Origin of the sequence: Azorhizobium sp. AG788, from assembly GCF_004364705.1 — a bacterium.
In the GTDB taxonomy this organism is placed as follows: domain Bacteria; phylum Pseudomonadota; class Alphaproteobacteria; order Rhizobiales; family Xanthobacteraceae; genus Azorhizobium; species Azorhizobium caulinodans.
Genome location: NZ_SOBM01000007.1, coordinates 320,923 through 345,673, shown reverse-complemented (window position 1 = coordinate 345,673; position 24,751 = coordinate 320,923). Strand labels below are relative to the sequence as shown.

Genomic DNA, 24,751 nt, shown 5'->3' with positions numbered 1-24,751 from the left:
GGGAGGGGTAGGGAGGGGGGTAGAAAGGCAGGGAAGGACGCTCCATTTCCCATCTGCTCCCCCAATGCCGCTCCGGCGGAGAGGGCATTACCCCCTCCCCGGCCCTTCCCCACAAGGGGGGAGGGCGTTAACCGCCACACCCCAAGGAAAGCCCACCGCCTTGATCCGGCTTGATGATGTGACCCTGTCCTATAAGGGCCGAACCGGCGATGTGACGGCGCTCGCCCACACCTCCATCGAGGTGGCGCGGGGCGAATTCGCGGCGGTCGTCGGCCCTTCGGGCTGCGGGAAGTCCACGCTGATGAAGCTGGTGACCGGCCTCATCCGGCCCACCCAAGGCGCAGTCAGCGTCGAGGGCAAGCCGGTGAACGGCCCGGTGAAGCTCGCCGGCATGGCCTTCCAGCACGCCAACATGCTGCCGTGGCGCTCGGTGCTGGACAATGTGATGCTGCCGCTGGAGATCGTGGAGCCCCACCGCAGTCGCTACCGGCGCGAGAAGGCCGCCTATCGGGAGCAGGCCCTGGATCTGCTGGGCGTCGTCGGCCTGCGCGATTTCGCGGACCGTTATCCGTGGGAGATGTCCGGCGGGATGCAGCAGCGCGCCTCGCTCTGCCGGGCGCTGATCCATGAGCCGGCGCTGCTCATGCTGGACGAGCCCTTCGCCGCGCTCGACGCCTTCACCCGCGAGGAGCTCTGGGTGGTGCTGCGCGATCTGTGGCAGCGGCTCGGCTTCACCGTCATCCTCGTCACCCACGACCTGCGGGAGGCGGCGTTTCTGGCCGACACCATCCATGTGATGAGCGCCCGCCCAGGCCGCGTGGTGGAGACCCGCCGGGTGGACTTCCCCCGCCCCCGCCCGCTGGAGGTCTGCTACGAGCCGGCCTTCACCCAACTGGTCCACGAACTGCGCGGCAAGATCGCCGAGGTGCGTCAGGCATGAAGATCACGGCCGAAGACATCACGCCCGTCGCCTTCACGGTCGGGCTTTTCGTCATCTGGGAAGCGGCCTGCCGCCTGTTCCGCATCGACGCCTTCATCCTGCCCGCGCCGAGCGCCATTTTCGCTGCGGCGGCGCAGTACTGGTGGCCGCTGCTGCGCAATTCCTTCGTCACGCTCTGGACCACGGTGGCGGGCTTTGCGCTCGCCGTGGTGTTCGGCATTGCGCTCGGTCTCGTGGTGGGCTGGTCGCGGGCCATCTATCGCGGCCTCTATCCGGTGATGATCGGCTTCAACTCCATTCCCAAGGTGGCGGTGGTGCCCATCCTCATCATGTGGTTCGGCATCGGCGAGATCCCGGCCATCCTCACCGCCTTCCTCATCTCCTTCTTCCCCATCGTGGTGAATGTGGCCACCGGCCTTGCCACCACGGAGCCGGAGCTGGAGGACGTGCTGCGGGCGCTCGGCGCCTCCAAGCTCGACATCATGCGCAAGGTGGGCATCCCGCGCACGGCGCCCTATCTGTTTGGCTCGCTGAAGGTGGCCATCACGCTGGCCTTCGTCGGCGCGGTGGTCTCGGAGACCATCGGCGCCAATGCCGGCGTCGGGCATCTGATGGTGCAGGCGGGCTCGAACTTCCAGATGCCGCTGGTGTTCGCCGGACTGCTGGCGCTCGCTGTGCAGGGCATCCTCATGTACGCGGTCTTCGCGGTGCTGGAACGCCGCATGGCCGGCTGGGCCTTCCGGGCCTCCATGAGCGCCGCCGGCTGAGCCGGCCGTTCGCCTCAATCCCCAGGGCAAGGTACGGACAAGCTTGCGCTTGGCATGATGGCGGCCGCGACTGGCCCCGCAGCGACAGCGCGCGTCCATTTCTCGGACCGGGAGGGCGAACAGCGGTGGCCAGCCTTGTGCGTCGGTCTGCTGCCGCGCGCCAAGCGCCTGTCTACAACACGGAAAATGCAGCCCGTTTTCTACGCCCGACCGATCCGGAACGGGGCGATTTGATATTGATCAATTGATCATTCGTGTTCATGATTATCCTGTCAGGTTTTGATCTGGCAGGGGCGCCGTCGCTCCACCGGACGCTGGCTCAAGGGCCGGTGTCACGGGGGGTCTGGTGCGACGGCCGCCCCCGGCAGGATCAAAACCCGATCCGGACATGAAGGGCGGCCCTGACGGGCCGCCCTTTTTCGTCATTGCAGGCCGATGGTGGTCAGATCCTGGAACCAGTGCTGGGCCTGGATGAAGCTCTTCACCTTCGGCGTCATGGCGTGGGGATTGGTGTCGTGCACCACCCAGACGAGGGCCGCGTCGTCCACCACCTGCGCATGGACCTGCGCCATCAGCTCATCCTGCTTCTTGGGATCGAAGGTCCTCTTCGCCTCGTCGATGAGGGCATCCACCTTGGGGTTGGAATAATAGCCCCAGTTGACGCCAACCGGCGCCACCTGCCGGCTGTCGAAGAAGCGGATCAGCGCATAGAGCGGGTCCGAGGTCACATAGGCGATGTTGTTGGAGGAGATGCCCTTGTTGATGGGGTCCTTCGCGCCCTTGCGCCAGTGGGTATAAAGCGTCTCCAGCTCCACCACCTTGAACTCCACGTCGATGCCCACGTCCTTCAGGTTCTGCTGGATGTATTCGTTCATCGGCAGCGAGAGCATCTGCCCCGTGCCGCCCTGGGCGATGATGAAGGTGGTCTTGAGCGGCTTCTCCACGGAGTAGCCCGCCTCCTTCACCAGCTTCTTGGCGGCTTCCGGATCATACTTCACGTCGAAGGTCGGCTTGCCGAACCAGGGGCTTGAGGCGTCCACCTGCCCCTTGGCGGGCATGGCGAGGCCGTTCATCAGCGCGACGATGCCCTCGCGGTCGATGGCGAGATTGAGCGCCTTGCGCAGGCGCACGTCGGCCCAGGGCGAGTCCGGCAGCTTGGAAAGGTCGTAGTTCCAGACGTGCGGCGTCACGTTGGTCACGATCTTCATGCCCGCAGCCTTGAGCTGGGGCACGGCGTCCGGCGCCGGGGTCTCGATGATGTCGACCTGCCCCGAGAGCAGCGCGTTGGTGCGGGTCAGCGCCTCGGGCATGGGAATGAGGACGATGCGGTCTGACTTGGGGATGCGCGTCTTGTCCCAATAGGCCTCGTTCTTCACGAGTTCGGCCCGCTCGCGGGGCACCAGCTTGTCGAGCTTGAAAGGGCCGGTGCCCGAGGGCGCGGAGGCGAACTTGTCCCAATCCTTGCCCACTTTCTCGTATTGCGCGGGCGAGGATATCAGGAACCAGAGCAGCTGATAGGGGAAGAAGCTGTCCACGTCCTTGGTGGTGATCGCCACCGTGTAATCGTCGATCTTCTTCCAGGTGGCCACCGAGGGCAGGCGGGTGCGCACCTGCGCGGCCTGCCGCTGGTCATATTGCGGGGCCTTGTCGTTCAGCACCTTGTCGAGGTTCCACACCACCGCATCGGCGGTGAAGTCGGATCCGTCGTGGAACTTCACGCCCTTGCGCAGGGTGAAGATCCAGGTCTTCGGATCGGCCGGATCCACCTTCCATTCGGTGGCAAGGCCGGGCACCAGCTTGCCCGGCCGATCGGCCACGTTCATCTCCCAGGCCACCAGCGGGTCATAGATGGTGTGGCCGGTGAATTGATAGGCACCCGCACCACGATCTGGCTGCCCCGTGGTCAGCGGAATGTCAGCCATGGAGATTCCGTAGCGCACCACGGACTCGGCCTTGGCGGCCCCGGCAAGCGCAACGCTCGCTATCAAAGCGGCGGCGCGTAGCAATCGGAACGTCATCAGACGGCGTCCTTCCCAAACGGCGGAAACTCCCCCGCCGCCGGAAAAGCAAGAGGCATGCCGCATATGGCATGCCTCACGCCAACATTCGCGTTACGTCAGGCTTCCTCTGCCGGCGGGTCGCGATGCAGGCGCGCCGCGGGCGCGCCGCCGGCCGGACGCGGGCGGTGGGACTTCGCCCAGTTGAACACCCGGTGCGGCAGCACCTCGCCGCCCTGCGCATCGCCGATGGCGATCAGCGCCTCCTGGCAGAAGATGGCCACATGCCCGTCGAGAATGGGCGCGTCGCGGCCGCGCAGGATGACGCTCTGGCCGCAGCGCAGGCGGTGCGCGTCGGAGGGCGTGACGGACAGGTGCGGGATTTCCTCCAGCGCCGAATCCACCGGATCAAGCGCGTCGAAGAGGTCCGCCTCGCTTGCCTCGGCGCGGGCCTGAAGCTCGTCCATGGGGACGAGATCTTCCTCGAGGAAGGGACCGACGCAGGCCCGGCGCAGCATGGAGACGTGGCCGCGCGTGCCGAGCATGCGGCCGAGGTCGCGGGCGATGGCGCGCACATAGGTGCCCTTGCCGCACTCGGCCTCCAGCACCACCGTGTCGGCGTCCGGCCGCTCGACGATCTCGATGCGGTGGATGGTGACGGGGCGGGCATCCAGCACCACCTCATTGCCCCCGCGGGCGATGTCATAGGCGCGCTCACCGGCGATCTTCAGCGCCGAATAGGCGGGCGGCACCTGCATGATCTCGCCGAGGAAGCTGTCGAGCGCCGCCTCGATTTCCGCGTCCGAGGGGCGGTGATCGGAGGTGGCGACGCTCTTGCCTTCGCTGTCGTCCGTATCCGTCTCGACGCCGAAGGTCACGGCGAAGCGATAGGTCTTCCGGCCGTCCATGATGTACGGCACGGTCTTGGTGGCCTCGCCCAGCGCGATGGGCAGGCAGCCGGAGGCCAGCGGATCGAGCGTGCCCGCATGGCCGGCCTTCTTGGCCGCGAACAGGCGCTTCACCACCGCCACCGCCTGGGTGGAGGTCATGCCGCTCGGCTTGTCCAGCAGCACCCAGCCGTCGATGTCGCGCTTGGGCGCGCGGGGGGCCTGGTCACGCTGCTGGCGCGGGCCGCGACCACGGGGCGCGCCCGGCGCGCGCTGCTCGGCCGCCTCGGCCTCCTCGGGGCGGGGGAAGGGCGCGTTCATCAGTCTTCTTCCTTGGTGGTCTCGGAGCCGGCTTCGGCATCGGTCTCGGTGTCGAGGTCGCGCGCCACGTCGGGGCGGCGGAGCAGGGCATCGATGCGCGCCCCCTCGTCGAACGAGGTGTCGCGCAGGAAGCGCAGGGAGGGCACGGACTTCAGCTCGACCCGGCGCGCGACTTCGGTGCGCAGCAGCTTCTGGTTCGCCGCGAGCAGCTTGATGACCGTGTTCACGTCCTTGCCGCCGAGCGGCATGACGAAGCAGGTGGCGATCTTGAGGTCCGGCGACATGCGCACCTCGGGAACCGTGATGATGGTGCCGGCGAGCGCGGGGTCGAGATGGTCGCCGCGCTGGAGGGCGTCGGCGAGCGCATGGCGCACCAGTTCGCCCACGCGCAACATGCGCTGGCTCGGGCCGGAGCCCGAACGGTCTTGAGTCTTCATGGGTCCAAACCTTCAGCGGCCCGGCACGCCATGGGCGGCCCCGGCCAGAGGAGACGCGAAGCGGGGCGGATTTGGACCGCCCTGCTCCGGGTGAAAACGATGCCGTGCCATGGGGGCCGGCTGATCCTCGGGAGGAAAGCAGGCCCGGGTGGCAGAACTAAGGGCGTGCGCCCGGGACGGAAAAGGCGGCCGGTGAAAACCCGGCCGCCTTCGATACCTATCGTCCCGGCGATCAGAGCGACCGCTGGACGACCTCGACGCGATAGCACTCGATGACGTCGCCAGCGCGCATGTCCTGGTAGTTCTCGAAGGACATGCCGCACTCCTGGCCGGCCAGCACTTCCTTCACCGCATCCTTGAAGCGGTTCAGGGTCGCGAGCTTGCCTTCGTGGATCACCACGTTGTCGCGGATCAGGCGCACGTGCTGGCCACGCTCCACGGTGCCGTCGGTGACGCGGCAGCCGGCCACCTTGCCCACCTTCGAGACGTTGAAGATCTCGAGGATGAGCGCATTGCCCAGCATGGTCTCGCGGGTGATCGGAGCCAGCAGGCCGCTCATGGCCTTCTTCACGTCATCCACGAGGTCGTAGATGATGTTGTAGTAGCGGATCTCGATGCCCGCCCGCTCGGCCGAATCCCGCGCTTCCTTGTTGGCGCGGACGTTGAAGCCGATGATGGCGGCGCCGGAGGTTTCCGCCAGCGTCACATCGCTCTCGTTGATGCCGCCGGCACCCGAGTGGATGATGCGGGCCTGCACCTCGTCGTTGCCCAGCTTCTCGAGGGCGCCGATGATGGCTTCCACCGAGCCCGACACGTCGCCCTTGATGATGAGCGGGAATTCCTTGCGGCCCGTGGACCGCACCTGGCTCATCATCTGCTCCAGCGAACCGCGGACCACGGCGGAACGGGCCGCCGCCTTCTCGCGCTTCTGGCGCTGGCGATACTCGGTGATCTCGCGGGCGCGGGCTTCGCTCTCCACCACCGCGAGACGGTCGCCCGCCTCGGGCGTGCCGTTGAAGCCGAGCACCTCCACGGGGACGGACGGGCCGGCCTCGGTGGTGGTGGCGCCGGTGTCGGTGATGAGCGCGCGGACGCGGCCGAACTCGGCCCCGGCCACGACGATATCACCCACCCGCAGCGTGCCGCGCTGCACGAGCACGGTGGCGACCGGGCCGCGACCACGATCGAGCTTGGCTTCCACCACGGTGCCTTCGGCCGGACGGTCGGGATTCGCCTTGAGGTCGAGGACTTCGGACTGCAGCGAGATCGCTTCCAGGAGCTTGTCCAGGTTGATCTGCTTCGTGGCCGAGACCTCCACCTCCAGCGTATCGCCGCCCATGCTCTCCACCTGCACCTCATACTGGAGCAGTTCGGAGCGCACGCGCTCGGGCTTGGCATCGGGCTTGTCGATCTTGTTGATCGCCACGATGAGCGGCACCTTGGCGGCGCGGGCGTGATTGATGGCTTCCACCGTCTGGGGCATCACGCCGTCATCGGCCGCCACCACCAGCACCACGATGTCCGTCACCTTGGCGCCGCGGGCGCGCATGGCGGTGAAGGCGGCGTGGCCGGGGGTGTCGATGAAGGTGATCTTGCCACCGAGCGGCGAGGTCACCTGATAGGCGCCGATGTGCTGGGTGATGCCGCCGGCTTCGCCGGACACCACGTTCGCCTTGCGCAGGGAGTCGAGCAGCGAGGTCTTGCCGTGGTCGACGTGGCCCATGATGGTCACGACCGGCGGACGCGGCAGCAGATCCTCGGGCGCGTCGGCGCTGTCGAACAGGCCTTCCTCGACGTCCGATTCCGAAACGCGGCGCACGGTGTGGCCGAGGTCGGCGGCGATGAGCTCGGCCGTATCGGCGTCGATCACGTCGGTGATCTTCACCATCTGGCCCTGCTTCATGAGCATCCGGATCACATCCACCGCGCGCTCCGACATGCGGTTCGCGAGCTCCTGGATGGTGATCGTCTCGGGCAGCACGACCTCGCGGACGATCTTTTCCTTGCTCTCCTGCATGCCGCGATGACCGGTCATGCGCTGGGTGCGACGGCGGAAGGAGGCGACCGAACGCTGACGCTCTTCCTCGCCCGACTGGGCGGTGACGACGGTCAGGCGGCCGCGGTGCTTCTCGCCGCCGGCGCTCTTGGGGAGCTTGACGGGCGCAGCAGGGCGGGGCGGAACGCCGCCGCCGCGACGTGGACGACGGTCCTCTTCCTCGCCGGCGGCCGGAGCGCCGGTGGTGGTCGTGGTGCCGGCCGGACGGGGCGTCAGCGGGCGGGCCGTGGAAGTGGACGGCGCGGAGCCACCGCCGGAGCGGCCGGTTTCCTCGCCGAAGCGCTTGCGCGCCTCCTGCTCGGCCCGGCGCTTGCTCTCGTCCTCAAGGGCGCGACGGCTTTCTTCTTCGCGCTTGCGGGCTTCGGCGGCTTCGCGCTCGGCACGCTCCGCGCGCTCGCGCTCGGCGCGGCGGCGGGCCTCCTCCTCGGCGATGCGGCGCTCTTCGGCCATGCGCCGCTCTTCAACCTCGCGGACGCGGGCATCGGCGAGCGCGCTGGCGCGGGCGTTGCGTTCTTCCTCGGTCAGCGTGCGCAGCACGACGCCGGAGCCACCCTGCCGGTTCTGACCGGGCCGGTTCTGGCCGCCGGGACCACCGCGGCGATCCGAACCCGGGCCACCGGAGCGCTGGCCGGACGCCGGCGCGCCGGGACGGCCCGGACCACCGGACGTGCCGGGACGCTGCGGCGCGCCGCCGGAACGCTGCGCACCGCCAGCGGCGGGACGGGAGCTGGACGAGGACGAGCCCGAAGACGTGGTGGCGGCCGGACGGGGCGCGGACGCCGCAGGACGGGGCGCCTCGGGGGCACGAGCGGGAGCGGCGGGCGCAGCAGCGACCGGCGCCGCCGGCTGCGCGGCAACGGGTTCGGCAGGAGCCGGCGCAGGCGCAGGGACCTCCACCTTGGGCGCTTCGGCGACCGGCGCGGCAGGCGCAGCCTCGGGCTTCGCAGCCACCGGCGCGGGGGCCTCGACCTTGGGCGCTTCAGCGACCGGGGCGGCAGGAGCCGCCGGCGCAGGCGTCGGAGCCGGAGCGGGGGCCTTGGCTTCAGCAGCCGGCTGGGCCGGAGCGGCGGGGCGCGGCGCAGCGGGGGCAGGCGTGGCGGGACGCGGCGCGGCAGCAGCCGGCGCCGGGGTCGCAGCCGGCGCGGCGGCAGGTGTGCCGCTCGGCGCTCCGGCTTCACCCGGCGCGAAGACGCGGCGCTTCACCTTCTCCACCACCACAGACTTGGAGCGTCCGTGGCTGAAGCTCTGGCGCACAGTGCCCTGCTCCACCGGGCGCTTCAGCGTGAGCGTCTTGCCGGGGGCGGGGTGGAGCGTCTTGTCACCGGGGGTCTTGGTATCGTTCATTCCGTATCCGTTCCTTGCATCCGGTCGGGCTGCGGGCAATGCCCTTCCGGAGCGCTGGCGGCTGTGCCCATTCGCCAGCGCTCGAGCCTACGGCAGCGCGCGAGAAAACCCGCGGTTGTCGGATGCGCGAGCAGCGCTGCATGTACCACATTTGACCGCCCCAACGCCAAGTCCAATTCGACGCCCGGCAGGCAGCCTACGATCGCCACCGGGCGCAGCCCGGCAGCTTCCATCTGACGGGCGAACCCGTTCAGTTTTCGAATTCCGTCCGGACGAGCGTCCGAGGCATGAAGGAGCACCGCCGCATCGCCTGACGCGAGCGCGGATTCCACCTTGGCGGTGCCGGTGACGACACGTCCCGCCTTGTTGGCGAGGGAGAGCGCTGCACGGGTATCGGCCGCGAGCAGCGTTTCCACGAGATCGGGCAGGTCAGGACCGCTGGTGCCCTTGCCCTTGAAGGCGCGTCCGAAGGCCTTGCGCTTCAGCGCCTGATCGAGCGCCTCGCGGGTCGCGGTGACCCAGGCGCCGCGGCCGGGAAGCTTATGGCCGAGATCCGGCACGATCGCGCCGTCCGGCGCGACCACGAAACGCAGCATCTGCGAAACCGGCGTGACCGTGCGCGTGGCCAGGCACAGGCGCGCATCCGGCGCCCGCGCGCCCTTCAGCGCGCGCGGCCCGCCATCCGTCTCGTCCTGGTCCATACTCGCGAGCACGCCGGGTCATCTCCTTGGCTCTCAGGCCGGTTCGGAGTCGGGCGCGGCTTCCGCCTGCGCCTCGGCTTCGTCCGCGCTGATCCAGCCGGCCGCGATGCGGGCCTGCATGATCAGGCTTTCGGCATCCTCACGGCTCAGCTCGAACCCATCGAGCGCGCCGGGGAACCGCACGGTCTCGCCGTCCTTGCGCTCCGTCCAGCCGACGAGGTCGTCGGTGGCGCAACCGGCAAGATCCTCGACCGACTTGATGTCGTTCTTGCCGAACGCCACCAGCATCTTGGAGGTGACGCCCGGAACCGTCTTGAGGTCGTCCTCGACGCCCAGCTCCCGGCGCTCGTTGTCCAGCGCTTCCTCGACATCGGAGAGATGCTTGAGGGCGCGGGCCTGGAGTTCGGCGGCGGTTTCCTCGTCGAAGCCCTCGATGGAGGCGAGCTCGGACACCGGCACGTAGGCGATTTCTTCCACCGAGGTGAAGCCCTCGGAGGTGAGCAGCTGACCCATCATCTCGTCGAGGTCGAGGGCCTCGGCGAACATCTTGGTGCGCTCGGCGAATTCCTTCTGGCGGCGCTCGCTCTCTTCCTGCTCGGTCAGGATGTCGATGTCCCAGCCGGTAAGCTGGGAGGCGAGGCGGACATTCTGGCCGCGACGGCCGATGGCGAGCGAGAGCTGCGCGTCGGGCACCACCACTTCGATGCGCTCGCGGTCCTCGTCGAGCACCACCTTCACCACTTCCGCCGGCGCCAGCGCATTCACGATGAAGGTCGCGATGTCCGGGTTCCACGGAATGATGTCGATCTTCTCGCCCTGCAGCTCGTTCACCACCGCCTGCACGCGCGAACCGCGCATACCGACGCAGGCGCCCACGGGGTCGACCGACTGGTCGCGGGAGATGACGGCAATCTTGGCGCGGGAGCCGGGATCGCGGGCCACGGCCTTGATCTCGACAATGCCGTCGTAGATTTCCGGCACTTCCTGCGCGAACAGCTTCGCCATGAACTGCGGATGCGTGCGCGACAGGAAAATCTGCGGGCCACGGGGCTCGCGGCGCACGTCATAAATATAAGCGCGGATGCGGTCGCCGGTCTTCACCACCTCGCGCGGCAGCAGCTCGTCGCGCCGCAGGATGGCTTCGCCACGGCCGAGATCCACGACCACGTTGCCGTATTCGACACGCTTCACGAGGCCGTTGACCACCTCGCTGATGCGGTCCTTGAACTCGTCATACTGCCGGTCGCGCTCGGCCTCGCGCACCTTCTGCACGATGACCTGCTTGGCCGACTGGGCGGCGATGCGGCCGAAGTCGAAGGGGGGCAGGGTGTCGGCGATGGTGTCGCCCACCTGCGCTGCCGGATTGTGGCGGCGGGCGCCGTCCAGCGTGATCTCGGTGGCGGAATTCTCCACCTCGTCCACCACGAGGAGGTGACGCGCGAGACGCAGCTCACCGGTGCGCGGATTGATCTCCGCGTGGATATCCGTCTCCTGGCCGTAGCGCGAGCGCGCGGCCTTGGCGATGGCATCCTCCATCGCCGCGATGACGATGCCGCGGTCAATGGTCTTTTCCCGCGCAACCGCGTCAGCGATCTGCAGCAGTTCCAGACGGTTTGCGCTGACGGCGACCATCAGTGCGTCTCCTTCGCTTTGGGCTTTCCTCCGCGCAGCGCGCGAGAGGCCGGATTGGTGACGGCCAGATCATCGACTTCGGCCTTGGAGAGGCGCGCCTTGCCGGTCTTGGCCTGGGACTTCTCGGCTTTCTCGGACTTGGCCGCCTTGCGCGCGACCTTGCCGGCCCGCTTCTCGGCCTTGTCGGCGGCCTTCTTGGCATTCGCCCGCTCGGCATTCGCGGCATCCTTGGCGGCCTTGTCGTCCGCCTCCTCGCCCTCGAACACCTCGTCGGCGTCGTCTTCAAACTCTTCGTCCTCGCCGAGGCCGCGCTCGGCAGCCTTGGCCCGGCGCAGCGCCTCGGTGATGAGGGCGTCGGTGAGCACCAGCTTGGCCTCGCCGATATCGGCGACGGGGAGGGAAACTTCCGGCTCCTCGCCCTTGGGGGCATCGGTGCGCTTGACCACGGCAAGCTCGGCGCGGGTGCCGATGAGGATGCCGCGGAAGCGCTTGCGGCCGTCCACTGGCACTGCCATCTCCACCTTCACCTCATGACCGGCCCAGCGGTCGAAATCGGTGAGCCGCACCAGCGGCCGGTCGATGCCGGGAGAGGAAATCTCCAGCCGGTAGGCGCCGGTGATGGGGTCTTCCACGTCGAGCACCGGCGAGATGGCGCGGGACGCGGCCTCGCAGTCGTCGATGGTCATCGAGCCGTCGGGCCGCTCCGCCATGATCTGGCAGGTGCCGCCGTCGCGCGCCGTCACCTTCACGCGCACCAGGCGCAGGTTGAGGTCGGCCAGCACGGGCGTGACGATCGCAGCGATGCGCGCGGCGACGCCGGATTCGGTGATGAGGCGCGGCTCGTTGGGGTCCAGCGCTTCGACGGTCTCGTTCATGTCCCTCCGGGACGTCAGGCTTTGGGCGGGATGCGCGCACAAGGGGCACGGCAGCCCTGGAATTCGTGTCCGACGCAAAATGCGCCACCCGGAACCGGCCTCGCGAAGGTCCACATAAGCAGAAAGGGAGCGGGTCCCGGCCGGAACCCACTCTCATCACCTTCGACGACGATGGCTCTGAGGTATCCCCTATAGGGACGGCGCTAATATAGACAGAAAACCCAAAGGTGCAAGCCATTGCGGGCGACACCCGCGTCGACTGCCGTACGGGCGCGCCAGACGGCTTGCGCGGCGATCCCGCCGACGGGGCCCATAAAAAAGCACGGAGCGCCTGAGGCGTCCGTGCCAGAAAGTGTGGGTTAGGAAAGGCGGCCGCTCAGAACCGCCTGTCGCCATCAAGCCCGAGCGCCCGCGGCGGGTCCAATCGTTTGGGTGCAAGGATTGATCGGCAGCTTCTATGAAGCTGCGTCTTCGCCGTTCCAGGACCACCGCGCCGCGAGCTTGCGGAAGGCGGCGGCGACGGGCGCCAGCGGGTCGCGGTCAGGCGTCACGAGACCCACCGGCCGCCGCCAGTCAGGATCGATCAGCGGAATGGCGCTCACGCCCGCCATGCGGCCAAAGGTGGCGATATGGGTGTGCGGCACGATGCTGGCCCAGGCGCCCGAGCAGACCATGGACCACACGCCGAAGAAGGTGTTGGCCTCGATGCGCGGGACCGACACGGCGCCGGCGGTGGCCAACGCCTCGTCAATGATCTGGCGGTTCTGCATGTCGGGCGTGAGCAGGCAGAGGGGGGAGCGCGCGGCCTCGGCCCAGCTGATGCGCGCCGGTAGGTCGTCGCCACCGGCGGCGCGGACGAACATGTAGCGCTCTTCATAGAAGGGCAGCCAGTGGAGCTTCGGCGGCTGCGTTCCGGTGAGATAGCTCACCCCCGCGTCGAGCACCTGGTCATCAAGGCCGCGCTGGATAGCGAGCGCGCTCATGGAGAGGGCCTGCACGCGCACGAGGGGATGGCGTTCGCAGAAGGCGGTGAGGAGGCCGCTCAGCGCCGGCAGCATGGGCGGTACGCAGCCGAGGCGCAGGATGCCGGTGAGGCCGGCTTCCGAGCCGGCCAGTTCCTGCCGCATGCCGTCATAATCATTGATGATGCGCTGGGCCCAGGCGAGCACGCGCGCGCCGTGCTCGGTGAGCCCCATGAAGCGATGGCCCCGCACCACTAGCGGATAGCCCAGTTCCTCTTCCAGCTTGCGCAGGCCGGCGGAGAGGGTCGGCTGGGTGACATGGCAGGCCTCGGCCGCGCGACCGAAATGCTGCTCGCGCGCCACCGCCACCAGATAATGAAGCTGCCGCACGAACATGATGAGCTCCCGGTGACCGGCTCCCGCGCAGATGATCGACGCCGTCGATCAAGCACAGGCTCTAGCACCGTCCGAGCCGCGGGGCACGCCCGGCGCGTCAGACCCGCGCGAAGCTGAGATAGGTGGGTACGCGACCGGCGGCGATCGCCTTCGCCTCATAGCGGGTGCCCGGCCAGCCCTCATAGGGTTTGCGCCAGTCATCCGCCCGCGTCTGCGTCCAGCGGAAGGCGGGATGGGCGCGCACTTCGCGCAGCGTCCAGTCCACATAATCGGGCACGTCGCTGGCGAAACGGAACACCCCGCCCGGCTTCAGCGCGCGCGCGAGGAGGTCGAGATTGTCCGGTCTGACGAACCGGCGCTTCCAGTGCCGCCGCTTCGGCCACGGGTCCGGATAGAGCAGCTCCACCTGCGAGACGGTGCCTTCAGGCATCTTGGCCAGCAACAGCGCCGCATCGAGGTTGAACAGGCGGACATTGTCCTGCGGTGCGAGATCAAGCTCCAGCACGGCTTTGGCCATGCCGTTCAGGAACGGCTCGATGCCGATATAGCCCGCGCGTGGAAAGCGCTTCGCTTCCGAGAGCAGATGCTCGCCGCCGCCGAAGCCGATCTCGAGCCGCACCTCGTCCACGGGGCAGGGGAACAGGGCCGCCGGCTCGGCAACGGTCGGCAGATCTATGAGATAGCGGGGCAGGGTGCGGGCGAGGGCCTGCTGCTGCCCCTGCCGCAATGTCTTGCCGACACGGCGGCCGTAGAAGGCACCCTTATGCTCGGTCTCGCTCAAGGCAGTCACTTGGGTTCAGACGAGAGAATTCTCCGACCACGCCGAAGCGGCCTGATCGATGGGGAATGCTCCGGATTATTGAAGCGTCGGCGATTTCCTGTCGGCCCGACACCGTCGCCAGGCCGGAAGGCGCCTCGGGGTCCAGAAACACGCATGGCCGGGACGCGCCCGGCCATGCGATTGTCTTCGGAAAGCCGTCGCTCAGGCGAGCGCGGACTTCAGCGCCGACACGAGGTCCGTGCGCTCCCAGGAGAAGCCGCCGTCGGCTTCCGGGGCGCGGCCGAAGTGGCCGTAAGCGGACGTGCGGGCATAGATGGGCTTGTTGAGGCTCAGGTGCTCGCGGATACCACGCGGACGCAGGTTCACCACCTCGCGCAGCACGGTCTCCAGCTTGTCCTCGGCCACGTTGCCCGTGCCGTGCAGGTCCACATAGACGGCCAGCGGGTCGGACACGCCGATGGCGTAGGCGAGCTGGATGGTGGCACGGTCGGCAAGGCCGGCGGCGACCACGTTCTTGGCAAGATAGCGGGCCGCATAGGCCGCCGAGCGGTCCACCTTGGTCGGGTCCTTGCCCGAGAAGGCGCCGCCGCCGTGCGGAGCCGCGCCGCCGTAGGTGTCCACGATGATCTTGCGGCCGGTGAGGCCGCAGTCGCCGTCCGGACCGCCGATCACGAACTTGCCGGTGGGGTTCACGTGCCACACGGTGGAGGCATCCACCCAGCCTTCCGGCAGGGCCTTGAGGATGTAGGGCTCCACCAGCGCGCGCACGTCCTGCGAGGTCATGCTCTCGTCGAGGTGCTGGGTGGAGAGCACGATCTGCGTCACGCCGACCGGCTTGCCCTTCTCATAGCGCACCGTGACCTGGCTCTTGGCATCGGGGCCGAGCTGCTTGGCCTCGCCCGAGTGACGGGCGTCGGTGAGCACCTTGAGGATCTTGTGGGAATAGAAGATCGGGGCCGGCATCAGTTCCGGGGTCTCATTGACCGCGTAGCCGAACATGATGCCCTGGTCGCCCGCGCCTTCATCCTTGTTGCCGGCGATGTCGACGCCCTGCGCGATATCGGCGGACTGGGCATGCAGGAGCACTTCGATCTTGGCGTTCTGCCAGTGGAACCCGTCCTGCTCGTAGCCGATTTCCTTGATCGCCTTGCGCGCGAGGCTGTCGATCAGCTCGGGCGTGACGGAAGACGGGCCACGGGTCTCGCCGGCGATGACCACGCGATTGGTGGTGGCGAGGGTCTCGGCGGCAACGCGGACCTGGGTCGTGTCGAAGCCGTTTTCGATGGCGGCGCGGAAATAGGCGTCCACGATCTCGTCGGAGATGCGGTCACAGACCTTGTCCGGATGTCCTTCGGAAACCGATTCACTGGTAAAAAGATACGACTCGCGCGCCATGTTTGCTTCCTCTTGCCCCCCACAACGGCTCGCAGACTTGTGACAAGTCGTCGTGGGCGGGTCAAGATCGGCTAATCGAAAGCGTTCGTCAAATCGAACGCAGCGCGACGGCCATGGGGGCCGGGGCGGCTTCCAGTTCCTCTCCGGCGATGGCCGAAACGAGGTCGACGATGCGGCGGCGCACCTTGGCGTCGCTGATGCGCATGAAGTTACGGGTCAGAGCCAGACCATCCGAGGTGGCCAGGAAATCCGACACGTAGGCGGGCGAGTGGCCTTCGGCGAAACCTTCGCCGTCCGCTTCCGGATTGGCCGACGGGGCGCCCTCAAAGAAGAACGCGACCGGCACGGACAGGACGATGGAAATCTGCTGCAGACGGCTCGCGCCGATGCGGTTCGTGCCCTTCTCGTACTTCTGGATCTGCTGGAAGGTGATGCCCAGGTGCTCTCCGAGCTTCTCCTGGCTCATCCCGACCATCATGCGACGCATACGTACGCGGCTACCCACATGCTTATCGATGGGGTTCGGCGCCTTCTTGACCATGATCTCTCCGGCTATGTCGGAAAAGAGTGTGTTTCACTTCGCGTTGCGAAGGCTGCCCTGAGTGGGCGCAAGATAGGCATACAATCAGAACGCGTCGATCAACCTATGCGTGCATGTTGTCTCCAGACGCGCGAGATTGCAACGGATGATGTAATACCCATCAGCACGAGCAGGACCCCTCCGGCATGCCGCGATCCGAAGGGCGGCGCATTAAGCCTTTGTGGTAGGTCGCCATCGACGATGCCGCGTACGCCGAGGTCCTCTTCTGCGACAATTCGTCCCAGCGGATCGACGATGGCCGAGATGCCCGTATTCGCCGCGCGGATCAGCGGGAGCCCCTCCTCCACCGCGCGCAGCCGGGCCTGAAGGAAGTGCTGATAGGGTCCAGGCGTATCGCCGAACCAGGCATCATTCGTCACATTCAAAAGGAATCCGGGCCGCTCCCCTTGGGGCAGGACGGCGCCAGGAAAGATCGCCTCATAGCAGATGAGCGGCGCGGCATCGGGTGCGCCGGGCAGTTTCAGCGGCCGCAGGCGATCCCCCGAGGCGAACCCCCCGCGTACACGCGTAAGTTGTTCAAGGCCGATACTTTCCAAAAAATCTTGGAAAGGTAGATATTCCCCAAAGGGAACCAGATGCACCTTGTCGGCCGTCTCCTGCACCTCTCCGCGGGCGTTCATGACCCGGATGGAGTTGAAGAAGGGGGAGGTCTGACCTTGCGGCGGCATGCCGACGCGGGCGGCACCCGTCACCAGCGTCACATTGTCCGGCAAGGTGGCGGCGATGCGCGCCTTGGCCCAGGGCTCGCGCTCATAAATGAAGGGAAAGGCGGATTCCGGCCAGACCAGGAGGCCGATGTCTTCCAGCCCCTTGGGATAGAGCGCGCTCGGCCGGCCCGAGAGGTCGAGATAATTCTCGAGCACGGCTTGGCGGCGGTCATAGGCAAACTTCTCGCCCTGCGGGATCGCCGGCTGCATGATGCGCAGGCGCACCTGCTCCAGATAGCGCGAGGGGTTGAGCGAGAGGCGGTAAGCTCCAAGGCCATAGGCGAGGGCGATCACCGCAAGCGCGGCAAGTGGCCAGCCCGCCCTGCGGGTGAAGGTCCCTGAACGCAGCAGCAGAACCGGTGTGGAAAGGAGCAGCAGGGAGAAGAAGGTCAGCCCCCAGAGGCCGACGAATGCCGCCCCCTGCGCCAGTTCCAGCGTCTGCGCGGGTCCATAGCCGAAGGTGTTCCAGGGAAAGCCGGTGAGGACGTGGCCGCGCAGCCACTCGGCCGCCGTGAACGCCACGGCAAAGCTGCACAGCCGCGCGGGTCCGCTCGGCCAGATCAGCCGGGCAAGCACAGCCCCGAGCGCGGTGAACAGGGCGAGGCCCGCGGGCAGGCAAAGCACGGCGACCGGCAGCAGCCAGGCAAAATCCTCCGCATCCACCAGAAAAGCGGCACCGATCCACCAGAGGGAGGCGAGGAAATAGCCGAACCCGAAGGCCCAGCCGGCGGCGGCCGCCGAACGCAGCATGGCGCCGCGTCCGCGCCGGCGCGCGTGGCCGGCGCCGTCGATCAGGAGGACGAGGGCCGGAAAGCCCACCGCCAGCGCCGGCCAGATGCCGAGAGGCGCAGTGGACAGCGCCGAGAGGGCTCCGGCGAGAAAGCCGAAGCCGAGACGGCGCCAGCCCGTGAGGCTGCGGACCCGGTTTGCCAGATGCACGAACGCGGAACCGTCAGAGCTCGGAGCCGACGGCCTCGGGCGCCATCGCCTCGGCCGGCGGAGGAATGATGCGCAATGCCTTCACCCGGCGCGGGTCCGCTTCGACCACCTCCACCCGGTAATCGCCGGGAAGCTGGATGATCTCGCCCGTATTGGGTACGCGGGCGGCCAGCGTCACCACGAGGCCGCCGAGGGTATCCACCTCGTCGGCGGCTTCGCCCGGAACGAAGTCGGAGCCCACCACCTCGGCCACGTCTTCCAGTGCGGTGCGTGCGTCGGCGAGGTAGCTGCCGTCGGGCTGGAGCTGGATGAGCGCCGTTTCGTCGTCATGCTCATCCTCGATCTCGCCGACGATCTCCTCCACCACGTCCTCCATGGAGACGAGGCCGTCGGTGCCGCCATATTCGTCAATGACGAGCGCGAGATGGATGCGCGCCGCCTGCATGGAGACGAGCAGATCCACTGCCGGCATGGAGGGCGGCACGTAGAGCAGGCGGCGGATGAGGTCCGTGTCCGCGAGCGACTGGCCGAGATTCACTGCCGACAGGTCGGGCACATGGCCTTCCGCCACCTCGATCTCGCCATTCTCGCCCGGATGCAGGCCGGTCATGAAGGCGAGCAGGTCGCGGATGTGCACCATGCCCACGGGATCATCGAGCGTGTCGTCATAGACGACGAGCCGCGAATGGGACGCCTTGGCGAATTCGATCAGCAGGGCGCCGAGCGTGATGTCCTTTTGGACCGCCACGATCTCCGCGCGGGGCACCATGATGTCGCCGATCCCCACCTCTTTCAGGTGCAGGATATTGCGCAGCATCTGCCGCTCGGAGGGCGAGAATTCGCTCACCTCCTCGGATGTTCCAGACGCATCCAGCACTTCGACAAGGTCAGTGCGGAGCGAGCCGTGGGCCCGGAACGTCCCGAGGAGGGAACGCAATCGATCGAGAAAACTCTGCGGTTCCGAACCGTTCTGTTCGCTCGACTGGTCGGTGGAGGACATGGTCTCCCTATGGGGTTCGTGTCAGCCCTCTGCGGGCAAGGCATAAGGGTCATCGATGCCGAGGCTGGCCAGGATCTGGCGCTCGGCGGCTTCCATCTCTTCGGCCTCGTCGTCATCCTCATGGTCGAAGCCCATGAGGTGAAGGGTGCCGTGGACCACGAGATGGGCGAGGTGATGGGCCGGCGTCTTGTCCTCGGCCAAAGCCTCGGAGAACACCGTCTCGCGGGCGACGATCACGTCGCCCAGCGGCTGGGGCACCACGCCCTCGGGGAGTTCGGCGGCAGGGAAGGACAGAACGTTCGTCGGCTTGTCCTTGTCGCGCCACTCCCGGTTCAGGATGCGGATGCGGGCGTCGTCGGTGAGGGTGATGCTCATCTCGGCGCCCTCGGGCACCTCGTCGCCCAGGCTCGCCAGCGCCGCGCGGGCGGCAGCGATGGCGATCTCGGCAGCGTCGGGGAGGGCGGACCAGCCGTCATCCTCCACCAGCACGTCGATTTCCACGGCGACGGCCTCCTCTGCCTCGGCAGCGGAGGCCTCGGTGGATCGTTGTCGTGCGGCATCACCCATGCGTGCGCCCCTCGTCCGGCGCGGAAAGCTCGGGCTCGGCCTTTTCCTCGGCCGTCCCTTCGATCACGTCATTGACCGCTTCCACCTTAACCGGCGCTTTACGGACCAGCGCCCGGCGGATCAGCGTGGCATCGTGTTCCTCATAAGCGGCAACGATACGCTGCACCAGTTCGTGGCGCACCACGTCCTGCGCCTTGAAGTGCGAAATGCCGACGCCCTCGACCCCTTCCAGAAGCCGCACGGCCTCCGCGAGCCCCGACGTCATCCCGTTGGGAAGGTCCGTCTGGCTGGGATCGCCGGTCACGATCATATGAGAATTCTCGCCCAGGCGGGTGAGAAACATCTTCATCTGCATCGACGTCGCATTCTGCGCCTCGTCGAGGATGACGGCCGCGTTGGCGAGGGTGCGTCCGCGCATGAAAGCCAGCGGCGCGATCTCGATCTCACCCGATTGCAGGGCCCGTTCCACGAACGCACGGTCCATCAGGTCGTAGAGCGCGTCGTAGATGGGCCGCAGATAGGGATCCACCTTCTCCTTCATGTCGCCGGGCAGGAAGCCGAGGCGTTCGCCCGCTTCCACCGCCGGGCGGGTGAGGATAATGCGGTCCACCATCCGCCGCTCCAGCAGATGGACGCAGTAGGCCACCGCCAGCCACGTCTTGCCGGTGCCGGCCGGACCGGTGCCGAAGACGAGCGTGTGGCGCTTCAGCGCGCGGATATAGGCATCCTGCGCAGCGGTGCGCGCCCGCACCGGGCGGCGGCGCAACTGGATCTCGTCGAAGGACTGGCGCGTCTCGCTGGGGTCGAAGTCGAACAGCGAGCCCTGGGAGACCGCCTCGCGGATGGCCCCCTCCACATCGCCCTGGCCGATGTCGCGGCCGCGCTTCAACTGCTCGTAGAGATGCTCCAGCACCCGGCGGGCCTGCTCGCAGCCGTCACGCCCGCCATCCAGCGTCACGTGGTTGCCGCGGGACTCCGCCTTGACCGAGAGTTTGCGTTCGATGAGCGCGAGGTTGCGGCCATAATGGCCGAAGAGCTGCGAGGCGAGGCGATTGTCGTCAAACGCCAGCACCACCTGGGTGGTGCCGGTCTCCCCCTGGAGCGCCCAGGGGTCGCTCACGGCGGCCCGGGCCGGGCCATTGGACGGAACTGCAACGGAACGCTCGCGGTCGCTCGTTCTTGCCACGCTCAAGCCTCCATGGCCACGAGCGGGCGGTCGCTCGTTCGGCCTCGATCCTCGACAGCGTCAACAACCTGTCCCGCCAGAGAGTTCGGTCCCACGTCGGTGATATCGACGGTCACGAAGTCGCCGATGCCGGCGCCGGGTGCGGTCACCACGACGCTCTGGAGATACGGCGAGCGGCCGATGAGCTGGCCCGGCAGGCGGCCGGGCTTCTCGAGCAGGATGTCGAACCGGCGCCCCATGCAGGCGCGGTCGAACGCGGTCTTGGAGGCTTCCAGAACCTGGTGCAGGCGGGCGAGGCGCTCGCTCTTCACCTCTTCGGAAAGCTGGTGGTCATGCTCCGCCGCCGGGGTGCCCGGACGGATGGAGTATTTGAAGGAATAGGCGCTGGCGAAGCCAACCCGGCGGGCGAGATCCAGTGTGTCCTCGAAATCGGCCTCGGTCTCGCCGGGGAAGCCGACGATGAAGTCCGACGACAGCGCGATGTCCGGCCGGGCGGCGCGCAGCTTGTCGATGATCTCGAAATAGGTGTCGCGCCCGTGCTTGCGGTTCATGGCCGCGAGGATGCGGTCGGAGCCGGACTGCACCGGCAGGTGCAGATAGGGCATGAGCTGGGGCAGGTCGCGATGGGCGGCTATGAGGCCGTCATCCATGTCGCGCGGGTGCGAGGTGGTGTAGCGCAGGCGCGCCAGCCCGTTGATGCTGGCCAGCTCTTCCAGCAGCCGGCCAAGGCCCCATGTCCTTCCGTCCGGCCCCTCGCCATGGAAGGCGTTGACGTTCTGGCCGATGAGCGTGATCTCGCGCACGCCCTGATCCACCAGCGCGCGGGCTTCGCCCACGATCTTGGAGACCGAGCGGGAGACTTCGGCCCCCCGCGTGTAGGGGACGACGCAGAAGGTGCAGAACTTGTCGCAGCCTTCCTGCACGGTCACGAAGGCGGTCGGGCCGCGCTTCTTCGTGGCCGCCGCGCTCGGTGCGGGCAGGTGGTCGAACTTGTCCTCGGCGGGAAATTCGGTGTCCACCACACGCTTGCCGTCGCGGACCTTCTCCAGCATTTCCGGCAGACGATGATAGCTCTGTGGCCCCACCACGAGGTCCACCACGGGCGCGCGCTTCATGATCTCGGCGCCCTCGGCCTGGGCAACGCAGCCGGCCACGGCGATGGTGGTGTCGGAGCCCGCGTCCTGCTTGGCTTTGCGCAGACGCCCGAGTTCGGAATAGACCTTCTCGGCGGCCTTCTCGCGGATATGGCAGGTGTTCAGGATGACGAGGTCGGCATCCGCCGGGTCCTGCGTCTCCACATAGCCCTCCTTCGCCAGGGCGTCCGCCATACGCTGCGAGTCGTAGACGTTCATCTGGCAGCCGAAGGACTTTACGTAGAGCTTGCGGGGTTCTTGCATCGTGCCTGTTCTGTCGTCTCCAGCATCGCGCGGGGGCGCGACGCTCCCGTGACGCCGTCGCGGCCCATCCCCAAAATTTGCGTTGCGTTTACTCTTACCGGCATTCGCGGGGTTTGAAAACTCAAGTCCCGGTGCTGCGCCCCGTGAGGGCCTCCAGATGCAGGCGACGGACCTCCGTCTCGGCGGCGCGGGTCACGGCCTTGCGGTCATGGTCATCCGCAAGCCTGATCGGGGCGCCGAACCGCACCTCCACATCCATGGCGCCATGGCGCAGCACTTCGAGCAGATGGGGTGCCAGGTCCATGTCGCCGTACCAGGAGGCGATGGGCCGGTGGCGCCGCCCCATGGGCAGGCCCTGAAGCCCCACATAGCTAACGGCCATGGGCTGGACGACGACCGCGCCCGAGGTGGCAAAGGCCTCACGCACCGCACCCACCAGTGCGGAACGGAAGGGCTGCACCCGGTTGCCGTCCGTGGACGTGCCCTCCGCAAACAGCACCACCGGATCGCCTTCCGCCAGCCGGGCGGCGATCTCCTGATTGACCGCCCCCGTCGCGGTCCGGCGGTTGCGATCCACGAACACGGTGCGCTGGAAGCGGGCGAACAAGCCGATCAGCGGCCAGGTGCCGACCTCACTCTTGGCGACGAAGAACAGCGGGGTGAGCGAGCCCACCACGCAGATGTCGAGCCAGGAAGTGTGGTTGGACAAGATGAGCATGGGCCGCTGCGCCGCCGGCGCCCCGATCCGCTTTACCCGCACGCCGATGAGCCGCAAGACGATGCGGTGAAACAGGAGGGGGATCAGCCGCCGGCTCGGCAGGTTGAGCCGGAGCGAGAGCCATTGCAGCGGAATGCCGACCAGTGTCACGACGCCCACGCCCGCAAGAACGCAGGCGATGCGGAGACGGTCGAGCCACAGCGTCAGGGCGGGGCGCTCGGGCCCGAAGTCCGCGAGAGGGTCCGCCTCGGAAGCCAACGCAGGTCCGTTCCGCGCCGTGAGACTCACGAAGGCTCCTCGTCGAGGGGCACCACATAGAGTTCGAGCCGGTGCCCGACGATGCGATAGCCGAGCCGGCGGGCGATCTCTTCCTGGAGGCGCTCGATCTCCTCGGAGCGGAACTCCAGCACACGGCCGGAACGCAGGTCGATGAGATGGTCGTGGTGCTCGTCCGGCACCGGCTCGTAGCGCGAGCGGCCATCACCGAATTCATGGCGGGCAATGATGCCGGCGTCCTCAAACATCTTCACCGTGCGATAGACGGTGGAGATGGAAATGTTGGCATCAATGGCGCTGGCCCGGCCGTAAAGCTCCTCCACATCCGGATGGTCGGCGGACTGGCTGAGCACGCGGGCGATGACGCGGCGCTGATCCGTCATCCGCATCCCCTTGGCGAGGCAGGCCTCTTCTATGGCGCTGATCTTCTCGCTCAAAGGTGCTCACCCTTCTTCTGGTCGGTGCGGCGGGCGAGCTTATCACGCGCCCGCGCGCCGATCGCAAGAGCGGCACCGACGTGAGGCGATCAGGTGCCCGTCTCGCGGATTTCGTCCACCAGATACTGGTTCCAGATGCCCTTCTCGCCCATGCCGCCGATGAACTCGCGGTGGGCGGCGATCTCATCCGCGCTGAGGCGGGAGGGCAGGGGCACCGGCCGCGCCCGCGCGGCCACCGCCACCTCCACCACGAGGCGCGGTGCCTCGGAGGTCTCGTCCGCAAGCCCGACGAGCATGGCCTGCCGGCCGCCCAAGAGTTCGCTATAGACCTCGGCCAGCAGTTCGGAATCGAGCAGCGCGCCGTGCTTCACGCGGCGCGACGCATCGATGCCGTAGCGCTTCATGAGATCGTCAAGCTTCGCGGAAGCGCCCGGATGCTTGCGGCGGGCCAGCGCCACCGTGTCAACCACCCGGTCACGGGCGATGGGCTCGCGGCTCAGACGCGCCAGTTCGGCATTCAGGAAGCCGATGTCGAAGGCCGCATTGTGGATGACCAGCGTGTCCCCGGCGATGAATTCCAGGAAGGCGTCGGCGACCTCCGCGAACTTCGGCTTGTCCGAGAGGAACTCACTCGAAAGGCCATGGACCGCAAAGGCTTCCGCCGGCATGTCCCGCTCGGGATTGATGTAGACGTGGAAGGTGTTGCCGGTGAGGATGCGGTTGACCATCTCCACGCAGCCGATTTCCACCACCCGGTCGCCCTTGTTGGCTTCAAGGCCGGTGGTTTCCGTGTCGAGCACGATCTCGCGCATGGGTCAGTCCGTCTTCCTGTCTCGGCGGGTGCGCCCCTGTCCCGCCAGGGTGCGCAGGAGGCCTTCCACCTGATGCTTCGCGGCCGGAAAGCCCCGGCCGGTGTCGATGATGACATGGGCGCGGCGGCGCTTTTCCGAATCAGGCATCTGCCGCTTCAGGATGGCCTCGAACCGCTCGCGCGTCATGCCATCCCGCGCCAGCACCCGCTGTTCCTGCACCTCTTTCGGCGCAGTGACCACGACGACGACATCCATGGCCTCCGCCCGGTTCGTCTCGAAGAGCAGGGGGATGTCCAGCACCACCCAATGGGCGCCGGCCGCCTCGGCCTTTTGCAGAAAGGCGCGCTCGCGGGCCCGCACCAGCGGATGGACGATGGCCTCCAGCCGCTTCATGGCCTCGGCATCGTTCAGCACTCGCTCGGACAAGAGCTTGCGATCGATGGCGCCGTCGCGGGTCACGCCGGGAAAGGCCGCCTCCACCGGAGCCACGGCCTCGGCGCGATACATGGCATGGACGCTGGCATCGGCATCATGCACCGGCACGCCGGCGGCGCGGAACAGGCCGGCGGTAGCCGACTTGCCCATGCCGATTGAGCCGGTGAGGCCGATGATCCACATGC

The 24,751-nt window shown here is 67.6% G+C and carries 21 protein-coding genes and 1 pseudogene; 2 read left to right on the top strand and 20 right to left on the bottom strand.

Annotation, left to right across the window (positions count from 1 at the left end; genetic code table 11):
• The first annotated feature begins 160 nt into the window (after positions 1–160).
• Both DFO45_RS19930 and DFO45_RS19925 read left to right on the top strand, forming a co-directional pair.
• On the top strand, positions 161–940 hold the full coding sequence (locus DFO45_RS19930; RefSeq protein ID WP_245518188.1) for an ABC transporter ATP-binding protein: 780 nt from the start codon (positions 161–163) through the stop codon (positions 938–940).
• Entirely contained in the window at positions 937–1,707 is a 771-nt protein-coding gene (locus tag DFO45_RS19925) for an ABC transporter permease (protein WP_133866217.1), read from the top strand. The genes DFO45_RS19930 and DFO45_RS19925 overlap by 4 nt, the downstream gene beginning before the upstream one ends.
• Before the next feature lie 422 nt (positions 1,708–2,129).
• Here the strand turns inward: DFO45_RS19925 and DFO45_RS19920 are convergent, their stop codons facing one another.
• From DFO45_RS19920 to coaE, 20 genes and pseudogenes are all read right to left on the bottom strand, one after another.
• The gene (locus tag DFO45_RS19920; protein ID WP_133866216.1) at positions 2,130–3,725 is read right to left on the bottom strand and encodes an ABC transporter substrate-binding protein; all 1,596 of its coding nucleotides are present in this window, start codon (positions 3,723–3,725) and stop codon (positions 2,130–2,132) included.
• Positions 3,726–3,823: 98 nt separating this feature from the next.
• Positions 3,824–4,912, bottom strand: a complete 1,089-nt coding sequence (truB, locus tag DFO45_RS19915) for a tRNA pseudouridine(55) synthase TruB (RefSeq protein ID WP_133866215.1) — start codon at positions 4,910–4,912, stop codon at positions 3,824–3,826.
• A complete protein-coding gene (rbfA, locus tag DFO45_RS19910) occupies positions 4,912–5,349 on the bottom strand; it encodes a 30S ribosome-binding factor RbfA (protein ID WP_012168552.1) in 438 nt (145 codons plus the stop codon). The genes truB and rbfA overlap by 1 nt, the downstream gene beginning before the upstream one ends.
• A 232-nt stretch (positions 5,350–5,581) precedes the next feature.
• A complete protein-coding gene (gene infB / locus DFO45_RS19905; protein ID WP_133866214.1) occupies positions 5,582–8,749 on the bottom strand; it encodes a translation initiation factor IF-2 in 3,168 nt (1,055 codons plus the stop codon).
• Positions 8,746–9,462 carry an RNA-binding protein gene (locus tag DFO45_RS19900; protein WP_012168550.1) on the bottom strand — a complete coding sequence of 239 codons (717 nt, stop codon included), beginning with the start codon at positions 9,460–9,462 and terminating at the stop codon, positions 8,746–8,748. The genes infB and DFO45_RS19900 overlap by 4 nt, the downstream gene beginning before the upstream one ends.
• A 21-nt stretch (positions 9,463–9,483) precedes the next feature.
• Positions 9,484–11,082 (bottom strand): transcription termination factor NusA, encoded by a 1,599-nt coding sequence (gene nusA, locus DFO45_RS19895; protein WP_012168549.1) that lies wholly within the window; start codon positions 11,080–11,082, stop codon positions 9,484–9,486.
• A complete protein-coding gene (gene rimP / locus DFO45_RS19890; protein ID WP_133866213.1) occupies positions 11,082–11,957 on the bottom strand; it encodes a ribosome maturation factor RimP in 876 nt (291 codons plus the stop codon). The genes nusA and rimP overlap by 1 nt, the downstream gene beginning before the upstream one ends.
• 455 nt (positions 11,958–12,412) lie before the next feature.
• The gene (locus DFO45_RS19885; RefSeq protein ID WP_133866212.1) at positions 12,413–13,315 is read right to left on the bottom strand and encodes a LysR family transcriptional regulator; all 903 of its coding nucleotides are present in this window, start codon (positions 13,313–13,315) and stop codon (positions 12,413–12,415) included.
• Positions 13,316–13,412: 97 nt separating this feature from the next.
• On the bottom strand, positions 13,413–14,105 hold the full coding sequence (gene trmB, locus DFO45_RS19880; RefSeq protein ID WP_133866211.1) for a tRNA (guanosine(46)-N7)-methyltransferase TrmB: 693 nt from the start codon (positions 14,103–14,105) through the stop codon (positions 13,413–13,415).
• A gap of 192 nt (positions 14,106–14,297) precedes the next feature.
• Complete coding sequence (gene metK / locus DFO45_RS19875; protein WP_012168545.1) at positions 14,298–15,491, bottom strand: methionine adenosyltransferase; 1,194 nt, start codon at positions 15,489–15,491, stop codon at positions 14,298–14,300.
• An 88-nt stretch (positions 15,492–15,579) separates the two neighbouring features.
• On the bottom strand, positions 15,580–16,032 hold the full coding sequence (locus tag DFO45_RS19870) for a helix-turn-helix transcriptional regulator (protein WP_012168544.1): 453 nt from the start codon (positions 16,030–16,032) through the stop codon (positions 15,580–15,582).
• Positions 16,033–16,130: 98 nt separating this feature from the next.
• Positions 16,131–17,738: an apolipoprotein N-acyltransferase gene (gene lnt, locus DFO45_RS19865; RefSeq protein WP_133866210.1), complete on the bottom strand. Its 1,608-nt coding sequence runs from the start codon at positions 17,736–17,738 to the stop codon at positions 16,131–16,133.
• 13 nt (positions 17,739–17,751) lie between these two features.
• The gene (locus DFO45_RS19860; RefSeq protein WP_012168542.1) at positions 17,752–18,738 is read right to left on the bottom strand and encodes a hemolysin family protein; all 987 of its coding nucleotides are present in this window, start codon (positions 18,736–18,738) and stop codon (positions 17,752–17,754) included.
• 21 nt (positions 18,739–18,759) lie between these two features.
• Positions 18,760–19,305: an rRNA maturation RNase YbeY gene (ybeY, locus tag DFO45_RS19855; protein ID WP_166657192.1), complete on the bottom strand. Its 546-nt coding sequence runs from the start codon at positions 19,303–19,305 to the stop codon at positions 18,760–18,762.
• Positions 19,306–19,444: 139 nt separating this feature from the next.
• Positions 19,445–20,425: pseudogene (locus DFO45_RS19850) on the bottom strand (PhoH family protein); the annotation flags it as partial.
• Between the two features lie 68 nt (positions 20,426–20,493).
• Positions 20,494–21,888, bottom strand: coding sequence for a tRNA (N6-isopentenyl adenosine(37)-C2)-methylthiotransferase MiaB (gene miaB, locus DFO45_RS19845; RefSeq protein WP_133866208.1), 1,395 nt, complete (start codon positions 21,886–21,888; stop codon positions 20,494–20,496).
• Between the two features lie 121 nt (positions 21,889–22,009).
• On the bottom strand, positions 22,010–22,894 hold the full coding sequence (locus DFO45_RS19840) for a lysophospholipid acyltransferase family protein (protein ID WP_245518187.1): 885 nt from the start codon (positions 22,892–22,894) through the stop codon (positions 22,010–22,012).
• The gene (locus DFO45_RS19835; protein ID WP_012168537.1) at positions 22,891–23,319 is read right to left on the bottom strand and encodes a Fur family transcriptional regulator; all 429 of its coding nucleotides are present in this window, start codon (positions 23,317–23,319) and stop codon (positions 22,891–22,893) included. Before DFO45_RS19835 ends, DFO45_RS19840 begins: the two co-directional genes overlap by 4 nt.
• An 89-nt stretch (positions 23,320–23,408) precedes the next feature.
• Entirely contained in the window at positions 23,409–24,131 is a 723-nt protein-coding gene (dnaQ, locus tag DFO45_RS19830; protein WP_133866207.1) for a DNA polymerase III subunit epsilon, read from the bottom strand.
• Positions 24,132–24,134: 3 nt separating this feature from the next.
• Positions 24,135–24,749, bottom strand: a complete 615-nt coding sequence (gene coaE, locus DFO45_RS19825; protein ID WP_133866206.1) for a dephospho-CoA kinase — start codon at positions 24,747–24,749, stop codon at positions 24,135–24,137.
• Between the last annotated feature and the right edge of the window lie 2 nt (positions 24,750–24,751).